Annotated in this window: 10 protein-coding genes and 2 pseudogenes; 5 read left to right on the top strand and 7 right to left on the bottom strand. The window is 64.2% G+C overall.

The annotated features are described in order from the left end of the window. The first annotated feature begins 62 nt into the window (after nucleotides 1–62). From NW75_RS03280 to rpsI, 4 genes are all read left to right on the top strand, one after another. Nucleotides 63–1100 (top strand): COX15/CtaA family protein, encoded by a 1038-nt coding sequence (locus tag NW75_RS03280; RefSeq protein WP_171010559.1) that lies wholly within the window; start codon nucleotides 63–65, stop codon nucleotides 1098–1100. Further along, a complete protein-coding gene (locus NW75_RS03275) occupies nucleotides 1097–1945 on the top strand; it encodes a hypothetical protein (protein ID WP_033963705.1) in 849 nt (282 codons plus the stop codon). Before NW75_RS03280 ends, NW75_RS03275 begins: the two co-directional genes overlap by 4 nt. A gap of 149 nt (nucleotides 1946–2094) precedes the next feature. Then, nucleotides 2095–2574, top strand: coding sequence for a 50S ribosomal protein L13 (gene rplM / locus NW75_RS03270; RefSeq protein WP_052192118.1), 480 nt, complete (start codon nucleotides 2095–2097; stop codon nucleotides 2572–2574). Further along, nucleotides 2574–3134 (top strand): 30S ribosomal protein S9, encoded by a 561-nt coding sequence (gene rpsI / locus NW75_RS03265; protein WP_052192115.1) that lies wholly within the window; start codon nucleotides 2574–2576, stop codon nucleotides 3132–3134. The genes rplM and rpsI overlap by 1 nt, the downstream gene beginning before the upstream one ends. 89 nt (nucleotides 3135–3223) lie before the next feature. Here the strand turns inward: rpsI and NW75_RS03260 are convergent. From NW75_RS03260 to NW75_RS03240, 5 genes and pseudogenes are all read right to left on the bottom strand, one after another. Beyond that, nucleotides 3224–3990 (bottom strand): annotated as a pseudogene (locus NW75_RS03260) (metallophosphoesterase family protein). Then, nucleotides 3987–4817 (bottom strand): diacylglycerol/lipid kinase family protein, encoded by an 831-nt coding sequence (locus NW75_RS03255; protein WP_033963704.1) that lies wholly within the window; start codon nucleotides 4815–4817, stop codon nucleotides 3987–3989. The pseudogene NW75_RS03260 and the gene NW75_RS03255 overlap by 4 nt, the downstream one beginning before the upstream one ends. Nucleotides 4818–4873: 56 nt before the next feature. After that, complete coding sequence (locus tag NW75_RS03250) at nucleotides 4874–6499, bottom strand: DHA2 family efflux MFS transporter permease subunit (RefSeq protein ID WP_231564918.1); 1626 nt, start codon at nucleotides 6497–6499, stop codon at nucleotides 4874–4876. After that, the gene (locus NW75_RS03245; protein WP_033963702.1) at nucleotides 6477–7577 is read right to left on the bottom strand and encodes an HlyD family secretion protein; all 1101 of its coding nucleotides are present in this window, start codon (nucleotides 7575–7577) and stop codon (nucleotides 6477–6479) included. Before NW75_RS03245 ends, NW75_RS03250 begins: the two co-directional genes overlap by 23 nt. After that, nucleotides 7570–8016, bottom strand: a complete 447-nt coding sequence (locus NW75_RS03240; RefSeq protein ID WP_033963761.1) for a MarR family winged helix-turn-helix transcriptional regulator — start codon at nucleotides 8014–8016, stop codon at nucleotides 7570–7572. The genes NW75_RS03245 and NW75_RS03240 overlap by 8 nt, the downstream gene beginning before the upstream one ends. A gap of 124 nt (nucleotides 8017–8140) precedes the next feature. Here NW75_RS03240 and NW75_RS03235 point away from each other — a divergent pair, with 124 nt between their 5' ends. Beyond that, nucleotides 8141–10099: an OPT family oligopeptide transporter gene (locus NW75_RS03235; RefSeq protein WP_033963760.1), complete on the top strand. Its 1959-nt coding sequence runs from the start codon at nucleotides 8141–8143 to the stop codon at nucleotides 10097–10099. Nucleotides 10100–10239: 140 nt separating this feature from the next. On the opposite strand, the pseudogene NW75_RS03230 reads toward NW75_RS03235, so the two are convergent. Both NW75_RS03230 and NW75_RS03225 read right to left on the bottom strand, forming a co-directional pair. Continuing rightward, a pseudogene (locus NW75_RS03230) lies at nucleotides 10240–11518 on the bottom strand (glycoside hydrolase family 130 protein). A 45-nt stretch (nucleotides 11519–11563) separates the two neighbouring features. Continuing rightward, on the bottom strand, nucleotides 11564–13837 hold the full coding sequence (locus NW75_RS03225) for a glycosyltransferase family 4 protein (protein WP_033963701.1): 2274 nt from the start codon (nucleotides 13835–13837) through the stop codon (nucleotides 11564–11566). Nucleotides 13838–13901: the final 64 nt, after the last annotated feature.

The raw sequence follows: 13901 nt of genomic DNA, 5'->3' as shown, positions 1-13901 counted from the left end.
ATTTTTTGACGGAGCGCTATTCCGCAATCGACGCGCGGATGACGGACGCGTAAGGCAGACCCATGCTTCAAGCGTCCTCGCTCCCGCAACAGCTCCGCCCGCGCACCTTGTCCAACTGGTTGTTTGGCGTTGCCGCGCTCGTTGTCGCGATGGTGGTGATCGGGGGCATTACCCGCCTCACCGAATCCGGCCTTTCGATTACCCAGTGGAAGCCGATCAGCGGGGTGATTCCGCCGCTCAATGCCGTGCAGTGGCAGGCGGAATTCGATAACTACAAGAAAATCCCGGAATATCAGCAGCTCAATCGCGGCATGTCGATGGCGGGTTTCCAGGCGATCTTCTTCTGGGAATATCTGCATCGCTTGCTCGGGCGCGTGGTCGGAGCCGCCTATTTGCTGCCGCTCCTGTGGTTCTGGATCCGCGGCCGCGTGCCGCGCGGTTATGTGCCGCGCTTGTTCGCGCTGGTGGCGCTGGTCTGTTTCCAGGGGGCGATCGGCTGGTGGATGGTGTCGTCCGGCCTCGTCAAGCGCACCGACGTCAGCCATGTCCGCCTGGCGGTCCATCTCGTCACCGCGCTCACCTTGCTCGCCGGAACGGTATGGACCGCGCTCGATCTGCGCGCTTTGGCGCTCAATGGCCGCGCACGACCGGCGCGTTTGCGGCCCGTCGCGGTCCTCGCTCTTGGCCTGCTGTTCGGGCAAATCCTGTTCGGGGCGTTCACCGCCGGGCTCGACGCGGGCTATGCCTTTTCCAGTTGGCCCTTGATGGGCGATGAAATCTTCCCCGCCGCCACGCCGCTGACCGATCCGTTATGGCGCAATGCCGTGGACAATCCGGTGGTGGTGCAGTTTATCCACCGCTGGTTCGCCTTCGTGGCGGCGGCAGGACTCGTCACGCTCGCGCTTGGGACGATGCGGGCGGGGGCACCCCGCACCGCCGCGATATTGATCGGCTTGGTCGCATGTCAGATCGTGCTTGGAATTGCCACGTTGCTAAGCGGCGTCGAGATCGTCGTCGCGGTCGCACACCAGGCCAATGCTGCACTCACCTTGATCGCGGCGACGGCCGCCGCCCATGCCGTGGGCCGTCGTTTCGCGTGACCCGCTGGCTGGGATTGCTCCCGGTTGCGCTCATTGCAAGTGCGGCACAGGCAACGTTCCATCCCATCCAGGATCGCCCCTACCGCTACGACTCGATCGAAACGCGCTCCGCAGACGGCGTTGAGCGGCGGTTTCAGTCAAAGCGAACGGTCGTGTTTCACCAGACCGACCGCGGATTCACCGCGATCGTCACGCTGGTGATGGTCGATCACCAAAATGCCGCAGGCGTTGCTCAAATGTTTGCGACCGCAACGGAAAGTCTGCTCAACCGCCCACTGCGCTTCGCGCTCGGCCCCGATGGATCGATCGAGGGTGTCGAGGATGCCGACGCCGCCATCGCGCAGATCGCTATGGCAATCGAGCGGATGGCGATCGGCACCCGCCGTCCCGGCATGTCGACCGCGCTCGCCGCACCGCTGCGCGCCATGCCGCCCGAGCGGAAGGTCGCAATGCTGACGTCGATCGTGTCGCCGCTGCTCGCCGGGCACTTGACCGACCGCCTGCCAGGCAAAGTCGCGGTGACGCTGCCCAGTCGCCCACCCCTGGCACCGGGGATGGCCCTGTCCGGCACCGAAACCGTGCGGCATGCCGCAAATGGTCAAGTCACCATCGAAACCGAGGCGACCGGCAACGTCGACGCATCGTCGCTCGCCGATAGCCCAGGAAAATTTGCGGCGGGGCCGGTGGCCGCGCCATCGGTCACGACCCACTCGACGCGGAGGTTCGACTCCACCTCAGGCCTGCTCGTCGAAAGCACCGAAGCCAGCGACGTGATCGCGTCGGACGGTCGCAGCCTTCACCGCACGCGCACCGCCACCGTCATAACCGTCACCCCGCCAGCATGAGATTGAAGCGGTATTCCGATACCCGTCAGCAAAGCCGCACTTTGCTTGACTTTCACCCCTATTCGCCGCAATAGGCCGTGCATCGGTGCCGTCCTTCGGGGCGGCACCTGTCGTTTTACACCCGTTCATACATAAAGGTCACAAGCCCCATGAAGGCGCTGATGAAGACCACCAAGCCGGCGTTGCCGCATGAGGTGGAAAAAAAGTGGCTGATCATCGATGCCGATGGTCTGGTCGTCGGCCGCATGGCCTCGATCGTCGCCAATATCCTGCGCGGCAAGCACAAGCCGAGCTTCACCCCGCACGTCGATTGCGGTGACAATGTCATCATCATCAACGCGGACAAGGTCAAGTTCACCGGCAACAAGCTGAAGGACAAGGTCTATTACAAGCACACCGGTTATGCCGGCGGCATCAAGGGCATCACCGCGGGCAAGGTGCTCGAAGGTCGTTTCCCCGAGCGCGTGATTGAAAAGGCGATCGAGCGGATGATCCCGCGCGGCCCGCTTGGCCGTCAGCAGCTGCGCAACCTGCGCGTCTTCGCCGGCACCGAGCACCCGCATGAGGCCCAGAACCCCGAAGTCCTCGACATCGGCAGCATGAACCGCAAGAACAAGGTGGGCAACTAATGTCCGACAACCGCCAGTCCCTCGCCGATCTCGCCGGCCTGACCAACACCCCTGCCCCCGCCATTCCGGCGGAATCGGCTGCCTCGGACCGCAAGGCCGAAGAGTATATGGCCGGCCACATTGCCGAGCCCGCTGCTCCGACGATGCCGCTGCGCGAGCAGATCCTCGACAAGCAGGGCCGCGCTTATGCAACCGGCCGCCGCAAGGACGCCGTCGCCCGCGTGTGGATCAAGCCCGGTTCGGGCAAGATCACCATCAACGGTCGTGACCAGGACGTGTATTTCGCCCGTCCGACGCTGCGCCTCGTCATCAACCAGCCGTTCGGCGTGACCGAGCGCGAAGGTGCCTATGACGTCGTCTGCACCGTCAAGGGCGGCGGCCTTTCGGGCCAGGCCGGCGCGGTCAAGCATGGCATCAGCCAGGCGCTGACCAAGTTCGAGCCGATCCTGCGCGCCCCCGTCAAGGCAGCAGGCTTCCTGACCCGCGACAGCCGCACGGTCGAGCGCAAGAAGTACGGCCGCGCCAAGGCACGCCGCAGCTTCCAGTTCTCGAAGCGCTAAGTCCTTTTCATACCCAGTCGCGAAGGGGCGGTCCGGCAACGGGCCGCCCTTTTTCGTTCCACGAAGCCGCCCTTTTGCTCCTGGCAGGCCTATTCCGCGCGTTCGCGTAGCAAAGGGGTTGCCGGGGCCAGGTCCATCGTGCGTTGCACGACGTCAAACCCTCCATCGCCGATGCGGATCTCGTTGAACGAGGGGGGCGTGATGCGGACGCGCTCGGACAGGGTGCCCGCCCCGATCATCCGAACGGTCCGTCCTTCAATCTCATGCGCGATATCGAACGGGTCGTGGACATGGCCGGTCAATACCGCATCGGCACCCGCCCGCGCCAGCGCAACCAGCGCCTGCGCGCCATTATGCGTGCGCGCCGACATCCGCGTTTCGGGCTCTGCCAAAGGGTGATGGCACGCGATAAAGATCAAACGCCCCTCCGGCACCGCCGCGATCAGCGATAGCGCCCGCTCCAGCGCCGCGCGACTGACCTTGCCCTTGGACCAGTTGAGCCGCCACTGCGCCCGCGCGTCGTTACCAACGGGATAATCGCGATGCCCGGCAGATCGAGCGGTTGCTCGACCATGCGCTCCACCGCCGTCATTCGCCGATAGGGTCGGAAGAAGCGGTCGATCGGATTGAAATAGGGCAAATCATGATTGCCGACTTCGACCGTTACCGGCACGCCAAGCCCTTGCAACCAGGCGAGCCCCGCCGCGAACTCACGCCGTCGCGCGCGCATGGTCAGGTCGCCGGTCATCACCACGGCATCGGGCTTTTCGGCCTTTACCAGCGCATCGAACCACGCGACTGCGGCTGCATCCTCGCGCCCGAAATGGACATCGCTGACGTGAAACAACCGCGTCACGCGGCCGCCCTGGTCGTAAGGAAGATTTCACGCATCATGCCCACCCGCACCATACTACCGGCTTCGAGCATGATCGGCTCGCCGTCAACCAGCGCCAGCGCGGGCTTGTCGCCGCGCGTGCGAAACTGCCCGACATGGCATTGCGTGACCTCGGCGGCGGCAACCCAATCGCCCGTCACCCATTCCCACCCCAGCCGCGCAATCGCCCGGAAATCGCGCGCATCGATGGCGGCGATGTCGAGATGATCGGCTTCCGGCCGGACGAACACAGCTTGCGCGCCATGCTTTAAAGCGGGCACGCCTTCCAGCCGGATGCCCCGACCAAAGGTTCGCTGCCACGCGTGCTTCATCGCCCGGCCGAGCCCACGCAGCCGCCCGGCGCGCACCATCTCGCGCGCCCGTACCCAGGTGGCCGCCGGGCCCAGGATCAAGCCGACGAAGGCGCGGTGCCCGGCGACGTCGACATAGGGCAGGCTCGTCCTGCGCCCGTGCTCGACCGCGGCCGCGACAATCGCTGCCGAATCGGTGGAGCCGTGAAGATGCTTCGCCAGCATGTTCATGGTGCCGCCCGGCAGAATCAGGATGGTGCCGTGCCACTCGGCCAGCGCGCACACGGCGGCGTTGATGGTGCCGTCGCCAGCGAACAGTACCGCGGTATCGACGCCCGCCGAGTCCAGCGCCTCCGGTGTCGGCAAGGCGTCATCGGGAAAGGCGGTGCGCCCGGCCAGCACCAGTCCGCGATCGGCGAACACCGTCGCCAGCGCCTCCGCTTTGGCCGGGGTGGCCGTGCCCGATTTGGGATTTGTAATGAACCAAAGTGTCTTCATCGCCCCGCCAACGCATCACGACGCGAAAAGGCTCGCCCCCGCAACGGATTCTCTGCTCAATCCATCGCCACATGGACAGGTTCGTCCCCGACCTTGGGGGCCGCCGGGCGTTGCAGCAGGAACACCAAGGGGATCGAGCCCAGCGTCAGGATCATCATCAGCTTGAAGTCGTCGAGATAGGCGACCATCGCTGCCTGCTTGTTGACGATCGCGTCGGCCATCGCCAGCACCGTATCGGTAGCTCCGCCCGTGATCGAACTCACCACCGGATCGTTGGCCACCAGGCCGGGATCGGGGATATGCTGACCGATCTCGGAATGCGCGGTCTGGATGTTGCGGGCAAGCAACGCAGTCACCACCGAAATGCCCGCCGAACCGCCAATGTTGCGCGACAGATTCATCAAGCTCGACGCCTCGGTACGATAACGGGGATCGAGCGTCCCGAAGGCGGTGATATTGAGCGGGATGAACACCAGCCCAAGTCCAATCCCCTGCACGAAGCCGGTGACGATGAAGGGTTGCTGCCCCATTTCGAGCGTCCAGCCCGTCATGTCATAAAGCGACCAGGCAGCAATGAGCAGTCCGGTGCCGACCATCATCCGCGGATCGACCTGGCGCTTCATCAACTGCCCGGCGATATACATCGAACCGACAATGCCGATCCCGCGTGGCATGAGCAGGATACCTGCGGTCAACACCGGATAGCCGTAAAGCTGCTGCAGCATCGGGGGGAGCAAGGCGAGCGTCGCTGTCATCAGTACGCCGAGCACCAGCATGAAGCCGACGCCCGTCAACAGATTGCGATTGAGGAACAGAGCCCGATCGAACATCGGATTTCTGGCGGTGAACAACTGGACGAAGAACATCCATGCGCTCGCCAGCGCGACCATGCCCTCGGTCCACACTTCCCACGAGCTGAACCAGTCCTGCGTCTGCCCCCGGTCGAGCATCAACTGGAAAGCGCTGATCGCCACCGCCAGCATCGAGAAACCGAAAATGTCGAACCCGCGCTTGGTGATGTCGCGCGAGGGCAACAGCGCCCACAGGATAAGGAAGCAAGCGATACCGATCGGCACGTTGACGTAGAAGCACCAGCGCCAGTCGTAATTGTCGGTCAGCCAACCGCCGATCACCGGCCCCAAAATCGGCCCGACCATGATGCCCATGCCCCAGATCGACATCGCCGCCGCCTGTTTGGAACGCGGGTTGATATCCATCATCACGGTCTGGCTGAGCGGGTTCATAAACGCCGCCGCGACACCTTGCAGCACGCGGAAGATCACCATTTCGGGCAGGCTGCTGGCAAGACCGCACAGCATCGAAGCGATCACGAAACCGACCACCGCGCCGAGGAAAAGATTGCGCGACCCGATCCGGTCGGCGAGCCAGCCGGTCAGCGGAATCGCGACCGCCGAGGCGACGATATAGCTGGTCAGCACCCAGGTGACCGTGTCGGACGTGGCGCTGAGCGAGGCCTGCATGTGCGGCAGGGCCACATTGGCGATGGTCGAATCGAGGATCTGCATGATCGTCGCCGCCATCACGCCGATCGTCAGCAGTGGACGATTGCTGGTGTGGAGCGCGGCGCGCTCCTCGAGCGGCACCGCCTCCTCGGTCGAGGGGATGCGGGCGAGCCGATCGGCCTCGCCCGCATCGGGATTAGCAGTGGCCACTGCGCACATCCACGGTGACGTTGGCGCTGAGCCCAGCGATCAGCGGCCGTTTGCTCGCCTGGTCGATCGCGATGCGCACCGGCACGCGCTGCGTCACCTTGACCCAATTGCCCGTGGCATTCTGCGCCGGAAGCACCGAGAATTCAGAGCCGGTGCCGGCACCGATCGACTGAACATGGCCCTTCAGTTTCAGGCCATTATAGGCATCGAACTCGACCTCGGCGGGTTGCCCGACGCACATCTTGTTGAGCTCGGTTTCCTTGAAATTGGCCTCGACCCACGCCGGATGGTTCGACACGATACTGACGGCGGGCAAGCCGACGATCATCATCTGCCCGACCTGGAGCCGGTCGGACTGGCTGATCGTACCCGATACCGGCGCGTAGACCGAGGTACGCCGCAGATCGAGCGCAGCCTTGTCGCGCTGGACCATTGCTGCCTGCACTGCGGCCGGCACGCCCGATCCATCGGTGCCGCTGCCAACTTGCGTGCGCGCCTTGGCCGCACTGGCATTGGCGGTCGCCAGCCGCGCCTTCGCCGCCGCGACTTGCTGCGCCGCCGCATCGAAGCTGGCGCGCGTGGTGAAGCCCTGCTTCATCAGCGCGGCTTGCCGGTCATAGGTCGCCTGGGCGAGCGCGATGTCGGCCTTGGCGCTGGAAATATCCGCCGCCGCGCCGCCACTGTCGGTCGCCAGCGTGCTCACTTGCACCCGTGCCGTCGCAATCGCGGCATTGGCTTGCGCCAGCGCGATACGATACGGATCCGGATCGATCTGGAACAGCAGATCGCCCGCTTTCACCGGCTGGTTCTCGCGCGCGTCGACACGGACGATGCGTCCCCCAACGTCGGATGAGACCGACACCTTGTCCTGCTGAATATAGGCGTTGTCGGTGGAGACGAAGCGCCCGGCCGTGAGCCAGAAATAGCCAGCGATCGCGATGATCAGCAAGGGTAGGCTGACCATCAGCAAGGGCCGCAGCCATGTCCGACGCTTCACCGGCGTTTCGGTCAGCGTGCCCGGCGGGGGCGAAATTACGACGGTGTCGGTTGCCGCTTTGGGGTCGATCTTGGGGTCTGCGTCAGCCATTTGCGACCTCACTGGTTTTATCCGGAGAAGAAAGATTGCTGTGGATCCGCCGGAGCGTGGCCATCACCGCGTCATATTCGGCAGGAGAAACACCTTGCAGCGCACTACCGAGCATCGCTTCGGCCAAATGCGCAAGCTCCTCGAGCAGAGGACGCGCGCGCTCGGTCAGGAAAATCTGCCACGCCCGTCGATCGGCCGGATCGCGGCGGCGCTCGACCAGACCGGCCTCTTCGAGCCGGTCAATCATCCGACATAACGTAATCGGCTCCACTTCGAGCAGATCGGCCAAACCGCCCTGATTGATCCCTTCGCCGCGCTGAAGAAACTTGAGCACACGCCATTGCGTCCGCGTCACGCCGATCAGTCGCGCACGTTCATCGAACCGCCGCCGCATCAGGCGCGAGACGTCGCTGATCAAAAATCCAATCGAGTCCTGCATGCCACCCATATAGTAAGTATGCTTAGATTATCCATAGTATCCTTTGCTGCGCCGCAATAAAGACACGGACTTGGAATGGTCCCGCTGCAAAAACCCCTGTTACGGAGCCCCCGCGCTGTGCCAGATAGCCGGATGCGCACCCCCCACCCCACCCCCGATCGCCGAACTGACCCTGCGGGGCGTGTTGCTTGGCGGCCTGATCACGCTGCTGTTCACCGCCGCCAACGTCTATCTCGGGCTCAAAGTCGGGTTGACCTTCGCCACCTCGATCCCGGCCGCCGTGATCTCGATGGCGGTGCTGCGGCTGTTCAAGGGCGCGACGATCCTCGAAAACAACATTGTGCAGACGGTGGCGAGTGCTGCGGGCACGCTGGCGGCGATCATCTTCGTTCTGCCCGGGCTGGTGATGATCGGTTGGTGGCACGGCTTCCCGTATGTCCAGACCGCGATGATCACCGCGACCGGCGGCATATTGGGCGTGATGTTTTCGGTCCCGCTACGCCGCGCGCTCGTGGTCGATACCGACCTGCCCTATCCAGAGGGCGTCGCCGCCGCCGAAGTACTGCAAATCGGCGCAGGCTCGCGCGAGGGCGCCGCCGAGGCACGCACCGGGCTGTTCGTGCTGATCTGGAACAGCATCGCGTCGGCCGGGTTCGCGATCTTCACCCAGACCAAGATCATCACCGATACCGCTGCCACCACCTTCCGCGTCGGCGCGGGCGCAACCGGCATAGCAGGCAGCCTGTCCTTCGTCTTGCTTGGCGTCGGCCATCTCGTCGGCATTTCGGTCGGCGCGGCGATGGGGCTGGGGCTGGTGATGGGCTGGTTCGTGCTGGTGCCGCTGCTCACTGCCGCGCATCCGATGCCCGGCGACATGGCCGCCTGGGTCAATACGATCTGGAAGGGCGATGTGCGCTTCTTCGGCGCGGGGTTGATCGGCATTTCGGCGATCTGGACGCTGGTGAAGATCGCCGGCCCGGTCATCGGCGGCGTGCGCTCGGCGCTGGCGGCAAGCGCCGCGCGCGACAAGGGCGAGACGCTGGCGCTGGAAGAACAGGATTTGCCGATCGTCTGGGTGGCAGGGGTCGCGCTGCTCACGCTGCTGCCAATCGCCTGGCTGTTGTGGGACGTGATCGCGGGCGGCGCGCTGGTCGGTTCGGCGGCGCTGCTGATCGCAGGCGCACTGGTGTTCGTGCTCGTCGCCGGGCTGATGATCGCGGCGGTGTGCGGCTATATGGCGGGGCTGATCGGCGCGTCCAATTCGCCCGTCTCAGGCATCGGCATCCTCGCGGTGATCGGATCTTCGCTGATGCTGGTCGGCCTATTCGGCCAGCATCCGGGCGCCGACACCACGCGCGCACTGATCGCTTATGCGCTGATCGTCACCGGCATCGTGTTCGGGGTCGCCACCATTTCCAACGACAATCTGCAGGACCTCAAGACCGGCCAATTGGTCGGCGCGACGCCGTGGAAGCAGCAGGTCGCCTTGGTGATCGGCGTAGGGTTCGGCTCGCTCATCATCCCGCCGGTGCTGAACGTGCTCAACAGCGGGATGGGCTTTGTCGGCGTGCCCGGTGCCGGGCCGAATGCGCTCGCCGCGCCGCAAGCCGGGCTGATCTCGGCACTGGCCAAGGGCGTGCTGTCGGGTGACGCCAATTGGCGGATGCTGGGCTATGGCGTGGCGGCAGGCGTCGTGCTGATCGCGCTGGACGAAGCGCTCGGGCGGTTGAAGCTGTTGCGCCTGCCCCCGCTCGGCGTGGCGCTCGGCATCTATCTGCCGATGTCGGTGATCCTGCCGACGGTGCTGGGCTCGGTGATCGGCTGGTTCTACGACCGCTGGGCGCGCACCACCGCCAACCCCGAAGTGGCCGAGCGCATGGGCACGCTGACCGCAACCGGCCTGATCGTCGGCGAAAGCCTGTGGGGCGTGCTGTTCGCGCTGATCGTATGGGCCAGCGGCAGCGATGCGCCGCTCGCGCTGATCGGCAAAGGCCATGAGGCGGCGGCGTTGATCGGCGGCACCGTGCTGTTCCTGGGGATTGCGGCGGTGCTGTACCGTCGGACCATCACCGTTTCGCGGTAATTTCCCTCTCCCAACGGGAGAGGGAGGGAGGAGCGAAGCGACGGAAGGGTGAGGGTGATCGCTCCCGTATCGCCTCGCCCTCACCCTTCCCACGCCTTGCGCGGGCCCCTTCCCTCTCCCATTGGAGAGGGAAAAGCGGCTCACATCGCCGCGAGCAGCGTGCTGATCTTGATGAACGCGAACGCGACCGAGCTGTCCGCCACGCCATACGGCACGAACAGCGTGTCGCCGTGCCGGATCGCGCCGCAGGTGTAGACGACGTTGGGCACATAGCCCTCGCGGTCCTGGTCCGCCGCCGCCAGGATCGGCTCAGGCGTGCGCCCCCAGGACCTTGGACGGATCGCGTTTGTCGAGCAGCACCGCGCCGATCGCATATTTGCGCATCGCGCCGACGCCGTGGGTCAGCAGTAACCAACCTTCGTCGAGCTCGATCGGCGGGCCGCAATTGCCGATCTGCACCAGTTCCCACGGGAACACCGGCACGAGCAGCTTCTGCCCCTCGTCCCAATGCGTCAGCGTATCGGATTTGAGCAGGAACAGATTCTCGCCGTCCTGCCGCCCGATCATCATATATTGCCCGCCGACCTTGCGCGGGAACAACGCCATGCCCTTGTTGCGCGCGGCAGGTCCCGTCATCGGCACCAGATCGAACGCACGGAAATCGCGCGTGCGCAGCAATTCGGACTGGATCGTCGAGCCATTATAGGCGGTGTAGGTGCCGAGCCATTCGACATCGCCATTGTCATGATGGAACTGGACGAGGCGCAAATCCTCGAGCCCCTTCGATTGCGCGGCGGTAATCGGGAAGATGACGGTGCCCGACAGCGTCGAATCGCGGTGGCGATAGACCGTGATCGGCCCCTCGGGCAGCGTTTCCTCATCCAGCCCGACCGCATCGGTCGCGGTGGCGAAGGGCGGCTCGGGCGCGAGCTTCAATTGATTGTCGTCGGTGATGATACCTTCGCGGAAGGCGACCGAGGAGATGTGCCCCTCCCCCACCGCGCGCAGGCTCATCAGGATGCGCTGCGATCCGGCCGGCATGCCCGACTGGTCGAAATGTGGCACCGCGCTCGGGTTCATCAACGCGGCGGCAGCATAGCTATATTCGTGGCAGAAATAGGCACCGATCAACTGGCGCTTCTCATCGCCAATCTCGCTGCCGTCGATGCCGAGCATATCCTCGATCTCGTCATAGCGCGTCATGAACACGCGGCGCGTCTGCCAGTGGCGCGCCTCGAAATCCTTGAGCACCAGTTCGAGCTGCGCGCGCGTCTCGGCAGAGTCGAGCGCCATCACCGCGCTGACGATACGCTCCGTCCGGTTGCCGCCATTCCCGCCCCACGCGAGATGGAACGGCCGCACCACGACTCGCGACGGGTCGGCATGAAGCCGCAGGGCATGTTGGAACAAATCGATCACGGTATAAAAGCCTCGCGTAACGCCTTCGCGGCGTCACGAGCGAGGCTACGCGACGGCGCTCCGCGGTCCTGCCACGCTTTCCGCCCGCTTTGCCAGCCCAGAAATGGTGCAACCGGACAATTGCAGCGCCAAAATCGACTCCGCGCCCTGATTTCGGTTCAAACCGGTCGGCATGAGGCCATCGAAGCAACCGCCGTCCTGCACGGTGGCAAGCGGCAGGTCGAGATCGTTCTGGCCGAGATACCAAAGATAGGCCCGTTGTGCCTCGGCCACCCAGCGATGGTCCCCCGACGCGTCAAAAGCGGCACTGCAAGCGTCGATAGTGGCTTGCGCCTCCAGCGGCTGCTGGTCGAACTGCAACGGCTCGGCATAGACCCGCCCGAAACTCTCACTGCCCACCGCACGGAAGCGCCCCTCTGGCGATGTCTGTTTGCCGACGATCCAATCGAGCGTACTCAAACCGCATTTGACCATGTCTTCGCGGTCGAGCGAGTGCCCTGCCCTGATCAATGCCTCGGGCAAGCGGGCGTTGTCATACGCCAACACGATTTCGAACCATTCCCATTCGGGACGCCGCGCCTCTTCAAGCAGCCCGCACAGTTCCTCGCCAAAACGCGCCAAGATGGTGCGCGCCAGCGCATGGCCCGGGAAAGCATCGAGGATGGCCGCAGCGCCCAGCATGGCAAAGGCATGCGAGCGCGGCGAGCCAAGTTCGAGCGACAGCGACGCCGTCATGTCGAACATCGACACGGCCCAATGGCGATGCTTGGCCAGCTGCGCATCGCGCGCGGTCACGCCCAGCGCCCACAGCGTGCGACCGTTCGAATCTTCCGACCCGAAATCCTCGCACCAGGTCCGGTCGAAATTCATGAAATTCCGAAAACGTCGAGCCTCCGGATTCCAGGCATATTGCAGGAACGACGCGTAAATCGTCATCCATTTGTCCCGCTCGCCTTCATCCATTGTCGGCATTTGGCTGACCAGCATGAGCGCGCGGGCGTTGTCGTCAATGCAATAGCCATGGCGGCGATCGGGCACGGAGTAGATCGAGTGCTGCAGCATGCCCGTCGAATCGCTCATGCGCTCAACCGCCGAAAAATCGGGGGCCAACGGGCTGAGCGACAATGCAACGCTCTGCAACCGTTGCGGCTTGGCTGCCACCATCTGCACGATCTCGCGCATGGCGACCTCGGCGAGACGCGGCCAGATCATCGTCCGGCCCCGCGCATACGCACGCTCCGACAGCTTCAGGCGATTGCGGTCGCTGCCAAGCAGGGCGTTGATCTCGCGTGCAAAGGCCGCAGAGTCGCCAAAATCGACCAGCACACCGTGACCATCGCCGAGAATTTCGGTGGCATGGACATAAGGCGTCGAAACCACCGCCTTGCCGACGCCGACTGCATAGCTCAGCGTGCCGGAGGTGATCTGCGCCGGGTTGAGATACGGCGTCGCGTAAATATCTGCCGCCTGCAGGTAATCGATCAGCTCGTCATGTTCGAGAAAGGCGTCGATGAACTCGATATTGCGGCCGACGCCCAATTTCGCCGCCAAAGCCTTGAGCCCGTCGCGATATTTTTCACCTTCGTGCGCGACCAAATTGGGATGCGTCGCCCCCAGTACCGCATAGAGCACATTGGGATGCTGCTCGGCGATCGCAGGCAATGCCTCGATCATGACTTCGATGCCCTTGCCCGGTGCCAACAGGCCAAAGGTCAGTACCACCTCTCGCCCCGCCCAGCCAAAGCGCCCCTTCAACGATTCGGGATCGACGAAGTCACGATCCGGGACGCCATGGGGAATCATCACCACGTTGCGCCCGCTGGCGCCGTATACCCGCTCGAGAATTTCGCGCCCGCGCTCGGCCATCACGATCACACGTGCTGCGCGGCGTAGCAGGCCTTCCATGACCCGACGCTGGTCGGCATCGGGCTTTTCGAGAATGGTATGGAGCGTGACGATTACCGGGATCGACACACGATCGAGCAGCGCGAGGATATGTTCGCCCGCCGGGCCGCCAAAGATCCCATATTCATGCTGCAACCACAGCGCCTGCGCCCCGCTCGCCTCGATCGCGCGTGCGGCATCGAGATAGGCCATACGGTCCTGATCGGGGATGCTGCGGGTTACTTCGGGGGGATAGTCGTATCGCCCAGGATGGTCGTCCATCGCATAGACATCGATCTGCAGATCGGGGAAGCGGCCCTTCAGCGCCGTAAAGGTATCCGTAGTATAAGTCGCAAGGCCGCATTTCCGCGGCAGGAAATTGCCCACCAAAGCCAGGTGATCGATTGGGGTCACGCCATCCGCCTGTTGCATCATGCTCGCAATCCTCAAAAAATCAGGGCGCTTGCCCTTTGAATACCTCCAACGAACGGCCAAGTTT

This window comes from Sphingomonas sp. Ant H11, assembly GCF_000797515.1.
Lineage (GTDB): Bacteria > Pseudomonadota > Alphaproteobacteria > Sphingomonadales > Sphingomonadaceae > Sphingomonas.
Note: the sequence above shows the minus strand (reverse complement) of the source record. Positions and strands in the feature narration are given on the sequence as shown.